This window comes from Psychroserpens sp. AS72 (assembly GCF_038900375.1).
Taxonomy (GTDB): domain Bacteria; phylum Bacteroidota; class Bacteroidia; order Flavobacteriales; family Flavobacteriaceae; genus Psychroserpens.
This window is the reverse complement of sequence record NZ_JBBMRC010000001.1, coordinates 641,182-664,942: the sequence shown is the minus strand read 5'-3', so window position 1 is coordinate 664,942 and position 23,761 is coordinate 641,182. Positions and strand designations below refer to the sequence as shown.

Genomic DNA, 23,761 nt, shown 5'->3' with positions numbered 1-23,761 from the left:
ATTTAAGTATATTTGCAAAAAAAGAAATGTCCTCAAAAGTAACTCCATACAAGGATAGTGATTTGAATAAAAAGCAACAAGTCGCTCAAATGTTTGATAATATATCAAAAGAATACGATGGTTTAAATCGTGTTATTTCTTTTGGAATAGACATCAAGTGGCGAAATAAAGTTGTTGATATTGTATCGAAAACTAATCCTGAACGTATTTTAGACATTGCAACAGGAACTGGCGATTTAGCCATTAGCCTTGCAAAAACTAATGCTAAAGAAATCATTGGATTAGACATTAGTGATGGGATGTTAGAAGTGGGTAGACAAAAAATAAAACATAAAAATTTAGACAACCTCATCTCTATGGTTGTTGGAGATTCTGAAGACTTACCTTTTGAAGACAATAGCTTTGATGCCATTACTGTTGCTTTTGGTGTTAGAAATTTTGAAACGCTAGAAAAAGGACTTGCAGAAATTCTTAGAGTCTTAAAACCTAACGGAACATTTGTCATCCTAGAAACTTCTGTACCTACAAAAACACCTTTTAAACAAGGTTATAAATTCTATACAAAATATGTGATGTCAACGATTGGAAAACTCTTTTCAAAAGACCAATCTGCTTACTCATATTTATGTGAATCTGCATCTGTTTTTCCTTATGGTGAGGTTTTAAACAATATTTTACGTAAAATTGGGTTTATTAACGTGCAAGACAATCCTCAAACTTTAGGTGTTGCAACAATTTATACAGCATCTAAAGCGTAAACGTTTTAAAGTCATTATCGTAATTTATGAAGAGAGTACTTATCATTTTAACTTTATTAATAGCATCGCAAACTGCATTTGCTCAACTTTTTAGTAAAGAAAAAATAAAGAATATTGAAAATTTTGATAAACAAAGAGTGTCTTGGGGTTTTTACCTTGGACTCAATAGTTATGATTATCAATTTAATTACGAACAAGACAAACCAGATATATTAGTAGAAACCAGTATGGGATTTAGTGTTGGTTTAGTATCTAACCTAAGGCTTAACGACTATTTTGATCTGCGTTTTGAGCCTGGTTTATTTATAACCACAAGAAATTTGCAATATGATCCTGCTTATTTTGCAGGTTTAGAATCTACAAATTCTGATTTATTACGTGAAGTCAAATCTACCTATGTTCATTTTCCTTTATTACTAAAAGTATCAACCAAACGATTTAATAATATTAAACCTTTTATTATTGGCGGATTTTCTATGGCTTTAAACTTATCTAGTAACGAAGAAAACCCAGATGATAATGCTGCTGGACAATTTAGAACTAAGAAAAACGTGTTGTTTTATGAGTTAGGCTTTGGAGTAGATTTATACAATCAATGGTTTAAATTCACACCTTCTATTCGTGGTGTATTTGCTCTAAATGATGAATTAGTGAGAGATGAAGATCCTAATAGTCCTTGGACAAGTAATGTAACGACTATGAAAACGCGTGGTGTTTTCTTGAACTTTACGTTTCAGTAATTTTAGTTTTCAGTCTCAGTCTCAGTCTCAGTTCTTACTCACACTTACAAAAAGCGCACTACTAGACACAAATTAATAGTTCACAAATCGTTCTCTTTTTTTCTTCGGAAAGTTGAAACCTTCAAGTTTTAGCAATAACAAACTATTATAGCTTACCAGTTAAATACTTTAAAGTACAATGACATAACAATTCTCTTTTCAGAAAAATGACAACTGCGACTGTAACTGAAAACTAATACTTAAAAAACATAAATCAACCGCTTTGCCTTTCTAAATTAAAGACCAAAACTGAGACTGAGACTGAGACTGAAAACTATTCCCTTTTAAACTCACTCAATACAATTGAAGTCGCAGTGGCTACATTTAAACTTTCTGTTGCTTTTAAATCTCCAAATCGTGGAATACATAGTTTTTTAGTAACTAATTTTTCAATCTCTTCAGAAATGCCGTTTGCTTCATTACCCATAACAATGATTCCTTTGTCTGGTAATGTTTCAGAATATATGTTGTTTCCATCCATAAATGTTCCGAAGACATCATTTTTATAATCACTTAAATACGCTTGTAAATCAACATACTGAATATCAATTCTAGCTAACGATCCCATAGTTGCCTGTACCACTTTAGAATTATAACAATCTACGGTTGCATTACTACAAACCAATTTTTTAATTCCAAACCAATCGCAAAGTCTTATGATAGTCCCTAAGTTTCCTGGATCACGAACATCGTCCAAGGCTAAAATCAATCCGTTGGGTTCTACATGTTTTTTCTTCGGAATATAAAATACAGCAAGAGCCCTATTTGGAGATTTTAAATTACTGATCTTTTGAAGTTCTTTTTCTGAAATAATTATTGTTTCTGCATTAAAAATAGCTTCCGTAGAAAATAATAGATGTAGTTTAAAACTTGAGTTTAAAAACTCATTAATGCCTTTTATGCCTTCAACAACAAATAATTGTTCCTGCTGTCTAAACTTTTTTTGACTTAGGCTCGTAATTAATTTTATATGACTCTTGGTTAGCATTAAATGGTGTGTATTTTTGTGATTTTATTACTAAAATACAAAGTAATACTTTTTTGGCTTATTATTTGTTATCCTAACATCTTTAGAAGATAATAAAATCAGTAAATTTGGATAGATTTTAAATGCAAACATCCACACCTTTGAAATATACCGTTTTAAGACTATTAATCTTTAGTTTGATATGCACGACATTCTCATGCGATGTTATGAAGCGTGTTAAAAAAGATGAGCACTTATTAGTAAATAATACGGTCTTAGTGAATGAAAAAACCACATCTACAGAGACTATAGAAAATCTACAATATCAAAAACCTAACGGCACACTTTTAGGAATCCCGTTACGTATCCATATTTATAATTTAGCGAGACCAAATATAGATTCTATTTTAAAAGCTAAAGTATTAGACAATCCACGAAAAGTGGCTTGGAAAACAAAATTACTTTCAGAAAAACAGTTTTACAGAGAATTGCAATCTAGAAAAAACTTCAATAATTGGCTTAAAAAAACTGGAGAAGCTCCTACAATTTATAATGAGACCAAAGCAGAAAAAACAGCTCTAGCTCTTAAAAAATATTATTTTAGTAAAGGATGGTTTGATGTAGAAACGTCTTTTGACACGAAAAAAGACAGCTCTCAAAAAGCAAGAGTTACTTATAATGTTAAAACAGGTAAGCCTTATATTTTAGATTCGATGAAATCTAGTATTAAAACACCTGCAATAGACTCATTATATAATTCTAAATTAAAAAAAGGTTCTTTAATCGCAACAGGACAGCAATATGATGAAACAAATTATGCTAATGAACGTGACAGACTAACAACGTTGCTTAGAAATTCTGGGTATTATTATTTTGGTCAAGACTATATCACCTTTGATATTGACACTGTTCGCACTAAAAGAAAAATAAATACCGATTTAATCATTGCCAATAGAGCAATAAGAAATGAAGATTCTGTAGCTCGCATCCCTTTTAAGGTCTATAAAATAAAAGATGTTAATATTTATACAGATTATAAAAATGAATATAGAGACTCTACAATCACAGATTCTGTAACATTTAAAAACTACAATTTATACAGTTATAATAAATTAAAATACAGACCAAAAGCTATTACAGATGCCGTTTTTATTACTAAAGACGATGTATTTAAAGATATAGACAGAACGAGAACGTATCGTTATTTAAGCGAGTTACAAGCATTTAGATATCCAAGAATTGACTACATCCCAAACGAGCAAGACTCGACATTAACTGCTAATGTGTATCTTATTCCGAAGAAAAAATTTGAGCTCACTAGTAGTTTTGAGGTGTTTAAAAGTAATATCCAACAAGTTGGTTTTTCTTTTAATGCTGGACTGTTAATTAGAAATATTTTTAGAGGTGCCGAAACTTTAGAAATCTCAGGAATTGGTTCTATTGGAGCTTCTGACGATGCTTCAAACACTAAAGATCAGTTTTTTGATATCAATGAGCTTGGTGGAAATATACGACTAAGTATCCCTCGATTTTTCCTTCCGTTTAAAACAGAAAAAATAGTTCCAAAATACATGTCACCAAGTACTAGATTTAATTTAAGTGCTACTAGTCAACGTAATATTGGATTAGACAAGCAAGCGTTTACAGGATCTTTAAATTACAATTGGTATCCATCGAGTAAAGTCACCAATAGTTTTGATTTATTAAATGTACAGTATGTAAAAAATCTTAATGTTGGTAATTATTTTGGTGTCTATCAAAATTCATTTTCAAGTTTAAATACGATAGCTCAAAATCTTGGAGTCATTGGTGAAGATGAAGAGCTGAGTGAAAGCGGCTCATTTGCTCCTGCAGATCTATTTATAGAAAATGTGGTAAGTGGTAATACCTCACTCTCACCAACAGATGATGATTATATCACAGTTAACAACATTAAACAACGTAAAGACCGACTTACAGAAGACAACCTTATTTTCTCATCAAGCTTTAATTTTGTAAAAAACAGGCGAGAAAATTTATTTGATAAAAACTTCTCTATTGTCAGATTACGATTAGAACTTGCAGGAAACTTGCTATCTAATCTATCAAATGTTTTTGGTCTTGAAAAAAATCAAGATGATAAATATGAAGTATTTGGTGTCCCATTTTCACAATATGTAAAAGCAGAAGTTGATTACGTAAAGCACTGGGATTTAGGTCGTAAAAATGAATTTGCTGTACGTAGTTATCTTGGAATTGCTATTCCTTATGGCAATTCAGAAAATATACCATTTGCTAAGAGTTTCTTTGCAGGTGGACCAAATGATATTAGAGCTTGGACTGCCTATAATTTGGGACCAGGAAGTTCATTATCAACAAATGAATTTAACGAAGCGAATTTAAAAATTACGCTGAGTGCAGAACAACGTTTCAATCTATTAGGACGTTTTAATGGTGCAGTGTTTGTTGATGCAGGTAACATTTGGAATGTATTTGACAATGTAGAAGACGAAGCAGCAACATTTGATGGGTTTTCTTCTTTAAAAGATATTGCTGTAGGCTCTGGTTTTGGAATTCGTTATGACTTTAGCTTCTTCGTATTAAGAGGCGATATTGGTTTTAAAACATATGATCCTTCTAGAACTTTGGGAGATCGTTGGTTTAAAGATTATAACTTTGGTAATGCCGTTTATAACATTGGAGTCAACTACCCTTTTTAACACCATTAGTTCTACATTTTTTTTCTCTTGTACTGAGCCTAATCAAAGTATCAAAAACGATAACGTTTGCGTAAATTTCTATGCCATGAAACTCTTAAAAACATCTGATTTTATGCAAAAATTACGTACTTTTGAAACTTAACATTCAACTAAAATAATCATGGGTCACAACATAAAACCAGGAGTTGCAACAGGAAAAGAAGTTCAAGCAATTTTTAAACTAGCAAAAGAAAAAGGGTTTGCTTTACCAGCAGTTAACGTTATTGGTTCTAATACCATTAATGCCGTTTTAGAAACAGCAAAAGCATTAAACGCACCAGTAATTATTCAATTTTCAAATGGTGGTGCTCAATTTAACGCAGGTAAAGGGTTAAGTAACGAAAACCAAAAAGCAGCCATTGCTGGTTCTATTGCAGGAGCAAAACACATTCACTTAATGGCAGAAGCTTATGGTGTTCCCGTAATTTTACATACAGACCATTGTGCCAAAAAATTATTACCTTGGATTGACGGTTTACTAGATGCTAGTGAGCAACATTTCAAAGAGACTGGTAAGTCACTTTACAGTTCTCACATGATTGATCTTTCCGAAGAACCAATAGAAGAAAATATAGAAATTTGCAAAACGTATCTCGAACGTATGAGCAAAATGGGAATGACTTTAGAAATAGAATTAGGTATCACAGGTGGTGAAGAAGATGGTGTAGATAATAGTGATGTTGATGAGTCTAAATTATACACACAACCAGAAGAAGTTGCTTACGCTTATGAAGAATTAAGTAAAATAAGTGATCAGTTTACTATTGCTGCTGCTTTTGGAAATGTTCATGGTGTTTACAAGCCAGGAAATGTGAAATTGACACCAAAAATTCTTAAAAATTCTCAAGAGTTTTTATCTAAAAAACACAATTTACCACACAACCATATTGATTTTGTATTTCATGGTGGATCTGGTTCTACAGAAGAAGAAATCCAAGAAGCAATTGGTTACGGAGTGATTAAAATGAATATCGATACAGATATGCAATATGCATTTATGAGTGGTATTCGTGATTACATGGGAGAAAAGAGCGAGTATTTAAAAACGCAGTTAGGCTCACCAGACGGTCCAGCATCACCAAACAAAAAATATTATGATCCTCGAGTTTGGTTGCGTAAAGGTGAAGAAGCATTTGTTGAGCGACTTAAAAAAGCGTTTGAAGATCTTAATAATGTAAATACTTTATAATCAAATCATTTATACTTTTGCAAAGCGCTAAAGTATATTGAATTCAATATTTTTTTGGGCGTTACCACAAAATTAAACTTTTTGTGTTTAATTTTGTGGTCAGGCTTTCCGCTATATCTTTTTTTAAAATTGGTTTTTAAATACAAAACCACCTTCAAAAAAAGGATGTCGCTTTAATCCTTAACGCATTACCGATTTAGAACACTTCTAATTTCGTATATTTAATATCGAAAATTAAAACTATGTCTTGGTTTAAAAGAAAAGAAAAAGGAATAACAACCTCTACCGAAGAGAAAAAAGACACACCCAAAGGGCTGTGGTACAAATCTCCTACAGGAAAAATAATAGATACTGAAGAACTTGAAAAAAACTTTTACGTAAGCCCAGAAGATGGTTATCACGTAAGAATTGGTAGTAAAGAATACTTTGAAATTCTATTTGATGACAATAAATTTAAAGAATTAGATGCAGGTCTTACATCTAAAGACCCATTAAAATTTGAGGATACTAAAAAATATCCAGACCGTTTAAAAGCGGCTCAAGAAAAAACAAAGCTTAAAGATGCTGTACGATGTGCTGTAGGTAAATCTAAAGGTAAAGATTTAGTGATTGCTTGTATGGATTTTTCTTTCATTGGTGGATCTATGGGAAGTGTTGTAGGTGAAAAAATTGCAAGAGCAGCAGATTACTCACTTAAAAAGAAAATCCCATTTATGATAATCTCCAAATCTGGAGGTGCTCGTATGATGGAAGCTGCATTATCTTTAATGCAATTAGCAAAAACATCCGTTAGATTAGCACAATTAGCAGATGCAGGAATTCCTTATATTTCTCTATGTACAGATCCAACAACTGGTGGAACAACAGCATCATTTGCGATGTTAGGAGATATTAACATTGCAGAACCTGGAGCATTAATTGGTTTTGCAGGACCTCGTGTTGTAAAAGATACAACAGGTCAAGAATTACCAGAAGGTTTTCAAACCTCTGAGTTTTTATTAGAACATGGTTTCTTAGATTTTATCACACAACGAAGTAAATTAAAAGATAAAGTCAATTTGTATATTGATTTGATTACAAATCAACCTTTACGTGGAGAGCCAGTAATTGAAGTGGCTACGAAATAAATATTAACCTCATACTTTTTTTTAAGTTTGAGGTTTTTTTATGCCTTCAACAAATAAATAGAAAAACAAGTCCCAACACCAACTTCACTCTCTACTTCAATCTTACCTCCTATGCTTTCGATATGGTTTTTTGTAATATACAAACCTACTCCTCTAGAATCATGGTGTTTGTGAAACGTACCATTGAGTGTAAATAATTTATTTTTATTCTTTTCTAAATTAATACCCTGACCATTATCTTTAATTTTTAAAATTACAAAGGCGTCTTTAGTAGTTGTAGTAATTTCAATTATAGGTGTCTGATTTGGAGATTTATATTTAATAGCATTAGTAATAAAATTTAGAATAATACTATCTAGATAGGCTTCAATTCCTAATATTAAAACATCTTTATCAACACGATTTACAATCTCACATTGTTCCTTTTTTGCAATAGCACTAATATTGTATAATGCCTTTTTGACGTAATCATAAAGACGTAATGTGTTTAAAGAATTGTATTTTTTAGGCTCATCTAATCTAATATCATTAAGATGCTGGATGGTCTCATCTAAATTAGAAATAGACTCCTTTAGCATTTTATAATTTTCATTGTTTTTAATAGCGGTAATATCTTCCTCTAAAAACTCAGTAAGCGAGCTTAAGTTACCAACGTGAGTTCTAATATCATGTGTCGCAATACGAGCAAAATCATTTAACTTTTCATTTTGCCCTTTCACAACATTCATTAAAAACTGTAAATGCCAATTTGCAGATTTCTGAGCAGATATATCAATGATTTGAGACACAAAATATAATGGCTTTCCTTCCAGGTCCTTAACTAATGACACAGATAAAAGCGTCCAAATAACATGTCCTTTTTTGTGGAAATAACGTTTTTCAGTTTGATAGTTATCAATCTCTCCTTCAGTTAATTGATGCATTGATTCCAAATCTGCATCTAAATCATCACGATGTGTGAGTGCCTGAAACGAAAAACTATAAAGTTCATCTTCAGTATAACCAAATAGTTCACAAATACTTTTATTTACTTTTAACCATTTTCCTTCTAGACTAACAATAGCAATTCCACCATGAGCATGGGTGAATATATTTTCAAAGAGCTTGTCTTTGACTAAACTCATTTTTTTAGGCATAAGTCATGAAGATCAATGTATTAATCTCAATAAAGTTACCAAATATATACGATTTTCCCTATAATTTAAGCTAAATAATAGCACTACAAAAAGTTTCAATTTTACTGTATTAGATATTATAAAAATTACTATATTTGCAGCCTGAAAGAACGACTTTCAGCGTACATAAAAATCATTTACAACAATATTAGCATGTATTTAGATCAAAAAGAAAAAGAAGCCATCTTTAAAAAACATGGCAAAAATGCACAAGACACTGGAACTGCAGAAGGTCAAATCGCATTATTTACTTACAGAATTAACCACTTAACTGAGCACTTAAAACAAAATCGTAAAGATTATAACACTGAGCGTTCATTAGTAAAGTTAGTAGGTAAAAGAAGAAGCTTACTAGATTACTTAACTAAGAAAGATGTCTTAAGATATCGTGCAATAGTTAAAGAATTAAATTTAAGAAAATAACATCAAAGAGGCTTCGTGCCTCTTTTTTTTTATACAATAAACTCTTGCGATTGAGTATAATAATCGTAAATAAGAAGCTTGATCCTGAATCTCGATAGCTATCGGGACGGGACAAATAGTTTTTCATTGGTCACACGACATCACATGTCACACAACAACTACAACAACACAACGACCATTGTTTAACAGTATTCTAGCGAGCAATAATGCGTTAGAATTAGAATTAAAAAATTTATGATTCCAAAGGTATTTAGAGAGGTCATTGACCTTGGTGACGGTAGAGAGATTTCTATCGAAACTGGAAAATTAGCAAAACAAGCTCATGGTAGCGTTGTTGTGCAATCGGGAAAATGTATGTTATTATGTACAGTTGTTTCCAATTACGAACAGAAGGATTTAAACTTCCTTCCGTTAACAGTAGATTACAGAGAAAAATTTGCTGCAGCAGGTCGTTATCCTGGAGGTTTCTTTAAAAGAGAAGCTAGACCAAGTGATGGTGAAGTTTTAACAATGCGTTTAGTGGATCGTGTTTTACGTCCATTATTCCCAAAAGATTATCATTCTGAAACTCAGGTGATGATTCAATTAATGTCTCACGATGAGAACGTTATGCCAGATGCTATGGCAGGATTAGCAGCTTCGGCAGCTATTCAATTATCAGATTTCCCTTTTGAATGTCCAATCTCTGAAGCTAGAGTTGGTCGTGTAAACGGTGAATTCATTATCAATCCAACATTTGCTCAATTAGCAGAATCTGACATCGACATGATGATTGGAGCTTCTGCAGATTCTGTAATGATGGTAGAAGGTGAAATGGATGAGATTTCTGAAGAAGAAATGGCAGAAGCTATTAAGTTTGCTCATGAAGCTATCAAAGTACAATGTGCTGCTCAAGTAAGATTAGCAGAAGCATTTGGAAAGAAAGACACTCGTGAATACGAACCAGAAAGAGAAGACAAAGATTTAGAGAAGAAAGTGCATGACTTGGCATATGATAAAGTGTATGCTATTGCAAAAGCTGGATCATCTAAACATGAAAGAAGCGCTGCTTTTCAACAAATTAAAGAAGATATAAAGGCGACGTTTTCCGAAGAAGAATTAGAAGATTACGGTGGATTAGTATCTGATTACTATAGAAAAGCTGAAAAAGCTGCCATTAGAGATTTAACCTTAAACGAAGGGTTGCGTTTAGATGGCCGTCAAACTGACGAGATTAGACCAATTTGGTGTGAGGTTGATTATTTACCATCAACACATGGTTCTGCAGTTTTTACACGTGGAGAAACTCAAGCTTTAGCGACGGTAACTTTAGGTACTTCTAGAGATGCTAACCAAATAGATATGCCATCTCAAGAAGGTGAAGAGCGTTTCTATTTACATTATAACTTCCCTCCTTTTTGTACTGGAGAAGCTAGACCAATTCGTGGAACATCTCGTAGAGAGGTAGGTCATGGTAACTTAGCGCAACGTGCATTAAAAGGAATGGTGCCAGATGATAGTCCTTACACAGTAAGAATTGTATCTGAAGTTTTAGAATCTAACGGTTCGTCTTCTATGGCAACTGTTTGTGCTGGAACAATGGCATTAATGGATGCTGGAGTTCAAATGACTAAGCCAGTTTCTGGTATTGCAATGGGATTAATTTCTGATGTAGAATCTGGAAAATACGCTGTATTATCTGATATTTTAGGTGATGAAGATCATTTAGGAGATATGGATTTTAAAGTCACTGGTACTGCAGATGGTATCACAGCTTGTCAAATGGATATTAAAGTTAAAGGATTATCATACGAGATTTTAGTAAATGCTCTAAAACAAGCTCGTGCTGGTCGTTTACATATCTTAGAGAAATTGACAGATACTATTGCTACACCTAATGCAGATGTAAAAGAACATGCTCCTACTATGGTTACAAGACGTGTTCCTAACGAATTTATTGGAGCCTTAATTGGACCTGGTGGAAAAGTAATACAAGAAATGCAAAAAGAAACTGAGACGACTATCGTTATTAACGAAGATCCAGTGACTGAAGAAGGTATAGTTGAAATTTTAGGTGTTGGTAAAAAAGGTATCGAAGCTGTAATGGCAAAAATAGATGCTATATTATTTAAGCCTGAAGTTGGTAGTGTATACGAAGTAAAAGTGATCAAAATGTTAGATTTTGGTGCTGTTGTTGAGTATGTTGAAGCTCCTGGAAATGAAGTATTATTACATGTTTCTGAATTAGCTTGGGAACGTACAGAAAATGTTAGCGATGTTGTTAATATGGGAGACGTTTTTGATGTAAAATACTTTGGTATAGACAAACGTACGCGTAAAGAGAAAGTATCTCGTAAAGCTATTTTACCAAAACCAGAAGGTTATGTAGAAAGACCACCAAGAGATGATAAACGTTCTGGTGGACGTGATAACAGAGGAAGAGATAATCGTGGACGTGATAATCGTCGTGATGATCGTAAACCTAGAGAAGATAAGAAGGAAGATTAATTTCTTTTCATCATAATTTAAAACCTCAAATGGAAGCAATTCTGTTTGAGGTTTTTTTATGTTTTTTTCTTCGGAAACGTTAAAACGTACCTGATTATCATAATTAAATATTAAAAAAAATCTAAACACATAGAGCAAACGTAAATCTAGAAACATAATAAAAATAAACATCTAGATAACTACATGAAATCTAAAAAAATTACACCTATAACAGTAGAGCTAGCTACTGATAAAAAAACTGGTCTATTATCAAATAAGTTCCAATCCATCCAAAATCGATTTAATATTGATTTACATGAGCGCTCAACACGTCATAATTTGAGTGTAATTGTCAGTTCATTTATATTAATGAGTATTGGAGTTTATTTTTTTAGTGTATTTCGCAGTGATTTTAATATTCTAAATACTGTTCAACTAACTTCTTTTTGGGGAACTGCTTTTGTTATAAGCACTGCTACCCTATTTATTTATAAAGCATTAGTGTTTTTATTTATGTTTTATAAATTTTTAAAATATAAACCAGTAGCATCAGTTACCGACAAAGAATTACCATCCATAACTGTGATTGTACCTGCTTATAATGAAGGTAAACAAGTTTGGGATACATTAATGAGTTTAGCAGAAAGTGATTATCCGCATCACAAAATAGAACTGTTATCTATTGATGATGGTAGTGTAGATGATACTTGGGAATGGATGCAAAAAGCGAAACAACAATTAGGAGAACGTCTAGTCATTTTGCAACAACCAGAAAACAAAGGTAAGCGTCATGCACTTTATAGAGGTTTCAATTTAGGGTTGGGAGACATCTTTGTTACTGTAGATAGTGATTCTATTGTTAATAAGGACACGTTGAGACATTTGGTGAGTCCTTTTGTTACAAATGAAGATTGTGGTGCAGTTGCAGGAAATATTAGAGTTTTAAATAATAAAAAGGCAATGCTTCCAAAAATGCTGGATGTTAGCTTTGTACTGAGTTTTGAATTTGTACGATCTGCCGAGAGCAGTCTAAACTCTGTACTTTGTACACCTGGAGCTCTAGCAGCTTATCGCAGTACAGCTGTTCACAAGTGTTTACCAGAATGGATCAACCAAACGTTTATGGGAAAACCATCAGATATTGGTGAGGATCGTGCCATGACCAATATGATTTTAAAACAAGGTAAGCATGTCCTTTTTCAAAAAAACGCGGTTGCGTATACTAATGTGCCAGAAGAATTTACTGGACTTTATAAAATGTTTATAAGATGGGGACGAAGCAATGTTAGAGAAAATCTAGCAATGGCAAAATACGTATTTACTAATTTTAGAGAAGGTAAGACATCTGGAATTAGATTGTTATTTGTAAGTCAGTTTTTAGAAATGTTAATGTGTTATCCGTTTTTATTAATCATGCTATTTTTTATTGCTACACATCCTCTATTATTTTTTGGATCTACATTTATGAGTATCTTAATTCTTTCTAGTTTTTCAGTGATTTTCTATTCTAATAGTTATAAAATTTCAGAATCTATTTGGGCATATTCATATAGTATACTTTATACATTTGGATTATTTTGGATTACGCCTTATGCTATTGCTACTGCAAGCAGAAGAGGTTGGTTAACACGTGGATTACCAGAACAAAAATTAGCATAAATCATTTTGATTTGTGACATCTCTAAAGTATTCACATTTCCGAAGAAAACAATTGAAGCCTATTGAATCTTATAAATTCGATAGGCTTTTTTTTATATATTAAAATTTTTATTCATTTGAACGCAACCTTTTTCGAGTATCAAAGACTATAGGGAAACAAGACGATATGAGAACCTTTCATTTTTCCCTTTTTGCGCTACTGATTTTAGTAACTTCTTGTTCGTATGATCTAGATGATAACCTTTCTGCAGATATAGATATTAATACTGTAGAAGTTATACGATCAGATTCTGACCTGTATGATTATATAGAAGACATCACAAATGATGAAGCACGACCAGACCAAAGCATTGCGTGTATTGATTTTACCTATCCATTAACGCTTTTTGTTTTTGATGATACAGATGTGTATGTATCGACCAATTACATTATTGATGATGAGCAATTTAGTTCGATACTTGATGATTTAGGCACAGACTATTCTATAAGTATAAGTTTTCCTATTACAAGTACTTTAGAGTCTGGTGAAGAACTTATCATCAACACTACAGATGAATTAAAAGTCGCTATTGACAATTGTCTTAACGAAGAAGAAATAGTAGAGTGCAATGCATTTATTCAAAGCTGTACATTGAAAATTGGTTATAGCTATAATTATGAAAACCCTTATTTAGGTGGTTATTTTTATGAAAATGATGGTTTTACGACATTAAATATTGGAGAAGACCTTTTATTTGGTTCATGGTCACCTTTAATTATTGAAAACGAATTACATATTAATATCAATTTAATTGACGATACCGAAATTGGCACGTTTTTCAATTTTGACTGGAAAGTGACATTTGTAGACGAAAACACATTATCATTATCTTTTGAAGATAGAGAACTCATTCTAAATAGGAGATGTGATACCAATTTCACTGACTGCGGAAATTTTATTTTTGAAGCATGTGAACTTAATGAAAACGAAGGCATTTCAGAATTTATACTAAATGACTATACCGAATGTATTTTTGATACTTTAGAATTAGATGAGGAGTTACCAATATCTTTTTACGAAACCGAAGAAGATGCTCAACAAGAAATAAACGCAATTATCGCTGATGACGTGTATTTAAATTCCGAAGCACATCAAATCATCTACGTGAGAATTAATGAAATACTTGAAGTAAACGAAGATGAAGAAACTAATGAAGAAGATCCAATATCATATTTTGTAATGATTACTTTATCTTCGACTAACTGTGACTAATCATCATAGAAATAACAACCAAACCAATAAATGAACAATATTAATATGAAAAGAAATTAAATTATAAATGTTGGTAGAAGACTATTTTATACATTGTCAACTTAACTACATCAAATAATTTAGAACAAAAGAATCTATTTGGATTTAGAAGAAATTATAAAAGCCTGCAAACGCAATAAACTAAAGGCACAAAGTCAATTATACAAACGGTATAAGGATGACCTGTATATCTTATGTTTAAAATATTGCAAAAACAAAGAAGAGGCGCAAGACAATCTTCAAGATTCTTTTCTTGACATCTTTGATAATATTAAAGCCTATAAAGGTACTGGCTCTTTTGAAGGTTGGATGAAACGGATTACAATTTACAAAGCCATAGATAAGTATAAAAAAACACAACCTATCAATATAGAAATTAATGATGCTATTTTAGAAGATACGTCTATTGATAGTGAGATTATAGAAGTGATTCCGTTAGATGATATTTTAAAATACATACAAGAATTACCAACACAATATCGTATGGTATTTAATCTCTATGAATTAGATCAATATAGTCATAAAGAAATTGCTCAAATGCTAAATATTAGTGAAAACACATCAAAATCAAACCTACATCGAGCAAAGCATATATTAAAACAAAAAATATTAAATGTCAACCCTTTAATATCAAAAACAACAATTAACAAATGAAAACTAATCAAGACATAGGATCTGCTTTTAAAAAGAAACTAGAAGACTTACATAATAGTCCTGATGATTTCGTTTGGGATGACATAGAAAAGAAACTTAAAAAGAAAAGAAGACGCTTGTTATTTTGGTATTTTACTTTTGGTTTAGGAATCCTGATAGTATCCTTATTTATATTTAACCCTTTCAACTCTTTAAATGAAAGTCAACATCATAATCTAAATACTCAGGAGCAACCTCTAGAATTAGTAGAGCAAGAGACTGAAATTAAAACTTCAGCTAATGCGAATTTTAAAGTCGAAAATAATGAAGATGCAAACATTATAAGTGACACAAATTCAACGTCTAATTCAAATTTAGAACATAATAATTCTAATCAACAAACTCATACAAATTCAAGTACTAAAAATCAATCATCAACCACTAATGTATCTGCAACTATAAATTCTAAAACACAAGATAATGTGTCAAAACAATATAATTCGAATTCTAAAAACGCACTTCAAAATCGTGTTACTTCAGAAAAGCAACAACTAGATAATGTAGTAGTAAACAAGAACAAAATTGATACAATCTCACAACCTTCTATGGTGTCTATTACAGAAACTAAAGCTTCTAATAGTTTAAACGGTTCAATTTCTAATAATCAAACAGCTTTAAAATCATCACAATCAACTACTCCAACAAGAGACAAAAATGCTTTAGCAGAAAGCAGTATAGAAAGAGCAAAAGATTCTTTATTGAATATTGACAATGAGGTTTTAGCAATTTCCGAAGACAAAGAAAAAATAGAAGAGGCTCTAGAAAAAGACGAAAAAGTAAAAGATAGCTTACCAGAAAGAAAGGTGAGATGGAGTATTAATCCGCAATTAATTCAATCCAACTATGGTGCTTTTAAAACAAAGACAACAGATAATACATCCACAAATTATGGGATTTTGTTAGGTGTTAGAATGACCAAAAATACGTTCTTAAGGTTTGGTGTAAAAAAACTAGACTTAATGCAAACTGTTGATGATGTCCCCAATTCTGTGAGCTTTTTAGAAATTCCGTTGGAAGTCAAATATTTTTTTAGAGATAAAAATTTCAATCCATATCTAACAGGAGGTATTAGCTATTTTATGTTTGAAAGCAGCAGTTCTGACAATCCAGTTAATCTAGAATATGGTGATCATTTTTCTTTAAATTTAGGATTAGGTTTGGAGCACAAATTATTTGACAGGTTTTATATCAATTTAGAGTCTAATTTCAACTATCAAATCAAACCAATAACTTCAAATATTAATTATACACCTTACATTTTCTCAATAGGTACTGGGATTGATTATAGATTTTAACTTAAAATAAGACGCATTCACTTGCATATATCACAGATTTTCAGTATATTATCCGTTATGATACATGCAGACAAAGAGAAGTACAAAGACATTTTAGAAGATTCAGTAACGTATTTAGAACAACACGGTTTTGAAAACATCAAAGCAGATAGCGAAGGCTATGAATCACCAAAGTCATACTCAAAAAAAGGGAGTGATATTTCAATAACACCAGATATTGTAGCGACAAAAGAAGGTGCGAAACACTATTTTGATATTAGCTTAAAAAGCGAAGAGCCAAAACTTCTTAAATCTAAATGGCTATTTCTTAATACGTTATCAGCTTTAAAGTCTTCACATTTCAGATTAATAACCACAAGAGGTCATTATAAGTTTACTGAAGAAATGCTTGATGACATCAATCTCAACAACAAAAAATTAATCAAAATTTAATTTATTTTACTTTTTTTGTAACATTTTACGTACTTAGTACGTATAACTATGTAGTACATTACTTTTACCCAAATTTAAAAGCACATAATTAAATGAGACAACTTAAGATTACAAAGCAGGTTACCAATAGAGAAACCGCGTCTTTAGATAAATATTTACAAGAAATTGGAAAAGTTGATTTAATAACTGCAGATGAAGAAGTTGAATTAGCTCAACGTATTAAGGCAGGAGATCAATTAGCATTAGAGAAATTAACTAAAGCAAATTTACGTTTTGTAGTTTCTGTTGCTAAACAGTATCAAAATCAAGGCTTAACACTACCAGATTTAATTAATGAAGGTAATTTAGGTTTAATTAAAGCTGCGCAACGTTTTGATGAAACTCGTGGATTTAAATTTATTTCTTATGCTGTATGGTGGATTCGTCAATCGATTCTTCAAGCTTTAGCTGAGCAATCACGTATAGTTCGTTTACCATTAAACAAAATTGGAGCTATTAATAAAATTAATAAAACCTTTGCTTTTTTAGAGCAAAGTCATGAACGTCCTCCAAGTCCAGAAGAGATTGCTAAAGAATTAGATATGACCATTAACGATGTTAAAGAGTCATTAAAAAATTCTGGACGTCACGTCTCAATGGATGCGCCTTTAGTACAAGGTGAAGATTCAAACCTTTATGATGTATTACGCAGTGGTGAGTCTCCTAATCCAGATAGAGAATTATTACATGAATCTTTACGTACGGAAATTGAACGTGCATTAGAAACGCTAACACCTCGTGAAGCTGACGTTATTAGATTATATTTCGGTCTTGGTAATCAACATCCAATGACTTTAGAAGAAATAGGAGAAACGTTTGAATTAACTCGTGAGCGTGTAAGACAGATTAAAGAAAAAGCAATTCGCAGATTAAAACACACATCTCGAAGTAAAATATTAAAAACTTATTTAGGTTAATTTCTATAAGCTCAGTTACCGAGCTTTAATAGTAGAATTTAATTTAAATCCATATATTTGGTATGTAATTTTATGATTGAAATTACGACTAAATTACGACAACAACAGTTACAAAACATAACTGTTCGTTTTTTGATTGATGAAAGAACCCAGAGCTGATTACTCTGGGTTCACTCATTTTATAACTTTTCTAACTATTTAATAATGCGTTTTTGCATTTCGTAACAGTTCATGACTTTTTGAATAATAGTGTTACATTTGACACATGCTAAAAACTATTTGTTATAAGAGTAAGGTAAAGTCTACTCTGGATATTATGGATTTCGAAACGTTATTCTTTGAAACACAAACTAAGAATGATAGTCATAACATTAAAGGTGTTTTAGTCAAACAAGAGAATACCTTTTTTCAGATAATAGAAGGTGAGTCAATAATCTTGGATGCGCTGTATCTAAAAATAAAAAATGACTTTAGACACACCAATATTATAGAAATATTAAATACACCAATCTCTCAGTTAAGTTTTGAGGGATTTGACACAGGTTATGTAGTAATAGACCATGTTGATGCACTATATGGTTTACAAACATATATAGATAGTTTGAAACAAAATAATGTTGAAAACAGTGCTCTCTTTTTGGAAATTATTGAAGACCTATTGACTACTCAATAATAAAAACATTAGCTTTGTAGATACAACACAAAAATTAAAAAAAATGTCTTCAAAATTAATTGCACCCTCAATGTTAGCTGCCGATTTTGGCAACCTCCAACGTGATGTAGAAATGGTTAATAATAGTGAAGCAGATTGGTTTCATATAGATGTTATGGATGGTCATTTTGTACCAAATATCTCTTATGGATTCCCAGTTATTGCAGCTATGAAAAAATATGCAACAAAACCATTTGATGTACATTTAATGATCGAAAAACCTGAGCGTTATATTGAAGAATTTGCAAAAGTTGGAGCAAATATCATTACAGTACACCATGAATCTACTGTACACCTTCATAGAACATTAAGACAAATTAAAGATGCAGGTTGTAAAGCTGGTATTGTACTTAACTTAACAACACCTGTTTCTGTTCTTGAAGACATATTACCTGAGTGTTATATGGTTTTATTAATGTCTATCAATCCTGGTTTTGGTGGACAAAAATTTGAAGACATCACTTATAAACGTGTTAAAAAGCTTCGTGCGATGATTAATGAACAAGGCTTAGACACTAAAATAGAAATAGATGGTGGTGTAACAGACAAAAACATCAAACAATTAGTAGATGCTGGTGCAGATGTATTTGTAGCTGGTAGTCATGTGTTTAAAAGTGATAACCAAACAGAAACTATAAAGCGTTTAAAAGTATTAGCTAATAGTTAATCTATTCTTCAGAACTTCCATAACCATAACCATAGCCATAGTTATACGAATAACCGTAAGACCTGCTTGCTCCTACTCCATTAATCACATAAGCCATATTCTTAATCTTACCAGAATCTGATAAATTCTTAGAAAAATCCAATAAATTTTTCTCAGTATGCTCTGCTCTTAAAAGGTAAATTGTGGCATCAGCATGTTTCGAAATTAATAGTGTATCTGTTACCAAAATAGTTGGAGCTGTATCAATGATGATATAATCATAAAGATGTTTAGCTTCTTCGAGTAGTTTTTCAAATCTACCGTTGGTCAATAATTGAGTTGGATTTGGAGGTATATCACCAGATAACAAAATCTCATGATTCACATGCTTTTCAAAACCTTTAATAACTAAGTTTTTCCAATCAATTGATTCATCGTGTAAATAATTAGATAAGCCTTTACGATTTTTATCTTCAGAAATATAAGTATGTATCTGAGGGTTTCTTAAATCTGCTCCTACAAGAAGTACTTTTTTATTAATACTAGATAACGCTAATGATAAATTGATCCCAACATAAGTCTTTCCTTCTCCTTTAATTGTAGACGTACAGTAAATGACTTTACCAACATGGTCTTCACCTGTTGGAATAATATAGTTAACATTTGCACTTAATATTCTGAAAGCTTCAGATTGCACAGATCGATCTGTAGGATTATCAAATACTAGGTTTTTATCTTTTTTAATTTTAGGTAGTTCAGCTAGAATCGGAATATTACCAACTCTTGATGTGACATCATCCTTACCTTTAATTTTAGTATCAAGAAGATTTCTAGTGTAGATAGCACCAAATGGCAAGAATAATCCGGCAACTATAGCAAATAGATATATATTTTTAGAACTAGGAGAAATTGGTACACCACTTGATAAAGCATCTTCAACAACCTTAATAGAAGGCTCTGTAATTGCTAAATTAATTGCAGATTCCTCTCTCTTTTGTAATAAAAACAGGTATAGAGTTTGTTTAATTGCTTGTTGACGTTCACGTGATCTTAATAACTTTTCTTTTTGAGGTAAACTTGAAACTTGATACGCATACTTTTGGTTTTTCCTTACTAATTGTGACTTAGTTGCTTTCAATTGGGATTGATAAGCATCCATTGACAAGTTTATATTTTGCTTAATATTGGAAATCTTATCATTTAAAATTTGAACAGTAGGATTATTTTCACCTGCACTTATTACAAATTTATCGCGTTCAACAACAAGGTTATTGTATTGATCTATAAGGCCGTTGACGTTTGAATTATTCAAACCAATATTTTGAGGAAGCAAATCTGATTCTGAATTAGTTTCGTTAATCGTCTCATCAAGCATTGAGGATAACGTTAATTGGTTCTCAATCTCAAACACTTGATTCTCTGAAATTATTTTTTCACCAATTCCTGAAGCTGCATCAGATTCTATATTAATAAAATTATTAGACTTCTTAAAATCTTTAATTCCTACTTCTATTGAGTCTAATTCTAATGCTAAAAACTTAAATCGTTCATCAATAAAATCAATAGTTCGTTCAGACACCTGTTGTCTATCTTTAACACCATCTTCATTAAAAATCGCAACAACATTGTTAACTATTTTACTAGCTAATGCCCTGCTTTGGCTAGAATAACTCAATGTCAATAAATCACTATCTTTTCCTAACTTACCTACATTAATTTGCGACTTTAATTTTCTGGTAGCACTTGATACTGGCATTAACCTAAGTATAAAAGTCTTTCCTATCAACGATGAAACATTAGATTTGTTTTCTAATTGTAATTCAAAAGGCAAATTGTGATTAATACCATATGAATTAAATTGTGGAATGGAAACAGCACTGTCAGATTGCCCTTTAAAAATTTTAAAACCATTCTTCTCAATAAGTATTCGATAGCTCATAAAATTTGTTATGCTATCGTTTGGTATTGTTTTTACAAATTTAAAAGGAAATTGATCCAATTGTGTTGTGAGCACATTTCCTTCTTCATAATACTCTGCTGTAAGGTTTAAAGATTTTACGACTTCTTCAATTATACGGTAAGACTTTATAATTTCAATCTCATTATCCAAATTTATATTTGATCTATTAAATATAAAAGCAGAAGATGGTAACTCTAAGCCTTTGGTTTTATTAAGAATCTTAATTTTAGCAGCCGAAGAGTATATTTTAGGAGTATATCTCAAATATAAATAGGCACCTAATAAAGCAAGTAAAACCCCTAATGCAAACCAATACCAATACCGAAAATATTTTCTAATTTCGTATTTTATAGTTTCACCTTGGTCATTCTTTTTAGGGATGAGGATATTTGATTCTTGACTCATAATTTATCTTGTAATAAGAACGACAGTTGTTAAAAGAATAGACACTACAGAAATAACTGTAGCTGTATTACCAACAAATCCTGCACTTTTCACTTTAGGATTATTAGGGTTAACCACAATGACATCATTAGGTTTAATTTGATAAAACTCACTATTTAAAAACTCTCCTGAAGTTAAATCAACAGTTGATATAATTCTATTTCCATCTACTTCTCGGATAATCTTAATATCTTCTCTTTTACCATTTATCGTTAAATCTCCTGCATATCCTAGAGCTTGTAAAAACGTAACACTAGTCTCTGTAAAGTCATAAACTCCTGGCGCACTTACTTCTCCTAAAACTGTTACTTTAGCATTTAACAAACGAACATTTACTGTTGGATTTTTTAAATGACCTCCTTCTTCCAATACAGATTTAATATGTTGTTCTAATTCAAAAACTGTTTTATTTTTTGTTGAAATAAGTCCAAGTTCAGGAAAATTAATAGTGTTTTCCTCAGTCACTAAATAGCCATTTAATTTCATAAGATCTATTGTAGCTCCAACTGATGATGACTTATTGTAAGGTAATGCTGTTTCTTCTATTAAAGCACCAACAGAAATCTTCAATATATCATTAGGTTGAATTTTTGGGCTAGAAAAATTTATTGAAGTATTATTGAAATCTTCCAAATCTTGTAAATACAAAACTTCCTTTTTAGATGCACAAGAGCTAAAAAATAATAAAATTAAACACAAACGTAGAATAGACTTCATTAACATGGTTTTAATAAGGTACAAATATAAGCTCAAATATAGGAAAGACAAAAGTTAGCAAATAATAAGTTAATCTAGCTTATTATTCAAAGATTCTGGAATCCATTTTTTCATAATTAACCAATTATAAATAAAGAGTGAAGAATATAAAAACGTTCCAACCAAAACCATTAAAAGAAACTGTAATATGGTATCTAAATGACCAATATGATATACAAAAGCAATTAATAATAAGTTTAGTATAACAATGTAAATTGTAGTTTGAGCATGAGAAAACCCTAATTTTAAAAATCTATGATGAATATGATTTTGATCTGCAGTAAATGGACTTTTCTTCATCAGCACTGGTCGTATAATAAAGACTCTTAAGGTATCTAAAAGCGGAAAAAATGCGATAGCCAATGCTAATACTGGTGCAGATTCAAAAAATACTGATTTAGGGTTAAGCTCTGTAGTATTAATGAAACGCACAGAACAAAATGCAATTAAAAACCCAACGATCATAGAACCCGTATCTCCCATAAATATTTTTTTACGCTTAGAAAAATTCAAACGTAAAAACGGAATTATAGCACCAATACCTCCAACAGTTAATGTTGACATTGTAATATCACCAGTTTTAATAAACAAAAAAGCAAACGAAGCAAAACCTGCAACAGCCAAACAACCTGCAAGTCCATCTACTCCATCAATAAGATTATAAGCATTGATAATTAAAACGTAAACAAAAAGAGTAAATAATACTGAGAACCAATATGGTAGAATTGTAATTCCAAAAACTCCAGACAAACCCAATATTCGAGTATCTGTAAAAAGAATAAGTAAAGAAGCAGCCAGTAGTTGTCCAATAAACTTTTTTCGAGGTGACAGTATTAATAAATCATCTTTCAAACCTAAAAAGAATAGTATCGTCATACTCCCTAATACTAACAATAAAATTTTCGTATCTAATAATGCTCCTATAGATGTAATAACAACAGCAAGACTTATAAAAATCCCAACACCACCAAGGGTTGCTGTTTTTCTATCATGGACACTCCTATGATCTGGCTCGTCCATTAATTCCTTTGCAATTGCCACATTAAAAATGGCAGGAAAACTAGTAAGAGACACTATAAAAGCAATTGAAAAAGCTAAAAGAAGCCAGAGCTCCAAATAGTCTATTGGATTAAAATTCTTGAGTAATTCTTGTATCATAATTAAAAAATAGCTCTCTTATATTGACTTATAAACATAAATGAGAGCGTGCAAATATACATTATACGGATTTGTTATTAGTAAAAAAACGCCAAAAACCAATAAGCTAGGGACTAAATACGAACATAAATACTATA

At 31.4% G+C, this 23,761-nt stretch carries 20 protein-coding genes; 15 read left to right on the top strand and 5 right to left on the bottom strand.

Annotated features, from left to right (window positions below; all coding sequences use genetic code 11):
* The first annotated feature begins 26 nt into the window (after positions 1–26).
* Together ubiE and WNY78_RS02825 are read left to right on the top strand one after the other, a co-directional pair.
* Positions 27–758 (top strand): bifunctional demethylmenaquinone methyltransferase/2-methoxy-6-polyprenyl-1,4-benzoquinol methylase UbiE, encoded by a 732-nt coding sequence (gene ubiE / locus WNY78_RS02830; RefSeq protein ID WP_342871661.1) that lies wholly within the window; start codon positions 27–29, stop codon positions 756–758.
* Positions 759–784: 26 nt separating this feature from the next.
* Complete coding sequence (locus tag WNY78_RS02825) at positions 785–1,498, top strand: porin family protein (RefSeq protein WP_342871660.1); 714 nt, start codon at positions 785–787, stop codon at positions 1,496–1,498.
* Between the two features lie 313 nt (positions 1,499–1,811).
* Here the strand turns inward: WNY78_RS02825 and WNY78_RS02820 are convergent, their stop codons facing one another.
* Positions 1,812–2,525 carry an RNA methyltransferase gene (locus WNY78_RS02820; RefSeq protein ID WP_342871659.1) on the bottom strand — a complete coding sequence of 238 codons (714 nt, stop codon included), beginning with the start codon at positions 2,523–2,525 and terminating at the stop codon, positions 1,812–1,814.
* Positions 2,526–2,647: 122 nt separating this feature from the next.
* On the opposite strand from WNY78_RS02820, the gene WNY78_RS02815 reads away from it, so the two are divergent.
* The 3 genes from WNY78_RS02815 (at position 2,648) to accD (ending at position 7,558) form a co-directional block, all read left to right on the top strand.
* The gene (locus WNY78_RS02815; RefSeq protein ID WP_342871658.1) at positions 2,648–5,203 is read left to right on the top strand and encodes a BamA/TamA family outer membrane protein; all 2,556 of its coding nucleotides are present in this window, start codon (positions 2,648–2,650) and stop codon (positions 5,201–5,203) included.
* A gap of 160 nt (positions 5,204–5,363) precedes the next feature.
* Positions 5,364–6,431: a class II fructose-bisphosphate aldolase gene (gene fbaA, locus WNY78_RS02810; RefSeq protein ID WP_342871657.1), complete on the top strand. Its 1,068-nt coding sequence runs from the start codon at positions 5,364–5,366 to the stop codon at positions 6,429–6,431.
* 242 nt (positions 6,432–6,673) lie between these two features.
* Positions 6,674–7,558 carry an acetyl-CoA carboxylase, carboxyltransferase subunit beta gene (gene accD / locus WNY78_RS02805; protein ID WP_342871656.1) on the top strand — a complete coding sequence of 295 codons (885 nt, stop codon included), beginning with the start codon at positions 6,674–6,676 and terminating at the stop codon, positions 7,556–7,558.
* A 38-nt stretch (positions 7,559–7,596) separates the two neighbouring features.
* On the opposite strand, the gene WNY78_RS02800 is transcribed toward accD, so the two are convergent.
* Positions 7,597–8,682, bottom strand: a complete 1,086-nt coding sequence (locus WNY78_RS02800; protein ID WP_342871655.1) for a PAS domain S-box protein — start codon at positions 8,680–8,682, stop codon at positions 7,597–7,599.
* Positions 8,683–8,886: 204 nt separating this feature from the next.
* On the opposite strand from WNY78_RS02800, the gene rpsO reads away from it, so the two are divergent.
* The 10 genes from rpsO to rpe all read left to right on the top strand — a co-directional run bounded on the left by rpsO (position 8,887) and on the right by rpe (position 19,327).
* The gene (gene rpsO / locus WNY78_RS02795) at positions 8,887–9,156 is read left to right on the top strand and encodes a 30S ribosomal protein S15 (protein ID WP_342871654.1); all 270 of its coding nucleotides are present in this window, start codon (positions 8,887–8,889) and stop codon (positions 9,154–9,156) included.
* Positions 9,157–9,390: 234 nt separating this feature from the next.
* Positions 9,391–11,643 (top strand): polyribonucleotide nucleotidyltransferase, encoded by a 2,253-nt coding sequence (locus WNY78_RS02790; protein ID WP_342871653.1) that lies wholly within the window; start codon positions 9,391–9,393, stop codon positions 11,641–11,643.
* Between the two features lie 183 nt (positions 11,644–11,826).
* Positions 11,827–13,281, top strand: a complete 1,455-nt coding sequence (locus WNY78_RS02785) for a glycosyltransferase family 2 protein (protein ID WP_342871652.1) — start codon at positions 11,827–11,829, stop codon at positions 13,279–13,281.
* 166 nt (positions 13,282–13,447) lie between these two features.
* Positions 13,448–14,533 carry a hypothetical protein gene (locus WNY78_RS02780; RefSeq protein WP_342871651.1) on the top strand — a complete coding sequence of 362 codons (1,086 nt, stop codon included), beginning with the start codon at positions 13,448–13,450 and terminating at the stop codon, positions 14,531–14,533.
* Positions 14,534–14,671: 138 nt separating this feature from the next.
* The gene (locus WNY78_RS02775; RefSeq protein WP_342871650.1) at positions 14,672–15,226 is read left to right on the top strand and encodes a sigma-70 family RNA polymerase sigma factor; all 555 of its coding nucleotides are present in this window, start codon (positions 14,672–14,674) and stop codon (positions 15,224–15,226) included.
* Entirely contained in the window at positions 15,223–16,560 is a 1,338-nt protein-coding gene (locus WNY78_RS02770) for an outer membrane beta-barrel protein (protein WP_342871649.1), read from the top strand. Before WNY78_RS02775 ends, WNY78_RS02770 begins: the two co-directional genes overlap by 4 nt.
* Before the next feature lie 57 nt (positions 16,561–16,617).
* Positions 16,618–16,992, top strand: a complete 375-nt coding sequence (locus WNY78_RS02765; RefSeq protein ID WP_342871648.1) for a hypothetical protein — start codon at positions 16,618–16,620, stop codon at positions 16,990–16,992.
* 92 nt (positions 16,993–17,084) lie between these two features.
* Positions 17,085–17,948, top strand: coding sequence for a sigma-70 family RNA polymerase sigma factor (locus tag WNY78_RS02760; protein ID WP_342871647.1), 864 nt, complete (start codon positions 17,085–17,087; stop codon positions 17,946–17,948).
* 265 nt (positions 17,949–18,213) lie between these two features.
* Complete coding sequence (locus WNY78_RS02755) at positions 18,214–18,621, top strand: BLUF domain-containing protein (RefSeq protein ID WP_342871646.1); 408 nt, start codon at positions 18,214–18,216, stop codon at positions 18,619–18,621.
* A 43-nt stretch (positions 18,622–18,664) separates the two neighbouring features.
* Positions 18,665–19,327, top strand: a complete 663-nt coding sequence (gene rpe / locus WNY78_RS02750; RefSeq protein ID WP_342871645.1) for a ribulose-phosphate 3-epimerase — start codon at positions 18,665–18,667, stop codon at positions 19,325–19,327.
* Position 19,328: 1 nt separating this feature from the next.
* Here rpe and WNY78_RS02745 read toward each other — a convergent pair whose 3' ends face one another.
* From WNY78_RS02745 to WNY78_RS02735, 3 genes are all read right to left on the bottom strand, one after another.
* Positions 19,329–21,671, bottom strand: coding sequence for a polysaccharide biosynthesis tyrosine autokinase (locus WNY78_RS02745; protein ID WP_342871644.1), 2,343 nt, complete (start codon positions 21,669–21,671; stop codon positions 19,329–19,331).
* A 3-nt stretch (positions 21,672–21,674) separates the two neighbouring features.
* A complete protein-coding gene (locus WNY78_RS02740) occupies positions 21,675–22,427 on the bottom strand; it encodes a polysaccharide biosynthesis/export family protein (RefSeq protein ID WP_342871643.1) in 753 nt (250 codons plus the stop codon).
* 69 nt (positions 22,428–22,496) lie between these two features.
* Positions 22,497–23,624 (bottom strand): MraY family glycosyltransferase, encoded by a 1,128-nt coding sequence (locus tag WNY78_RS02735; protein ID WP_342871642.1) that lies wholly within the window; start codon positions 23,622–23,624, stop codon positions 22,497–22,499.
* Positions 23,625–23,761 lie beyond the last annotated feature (137 nt).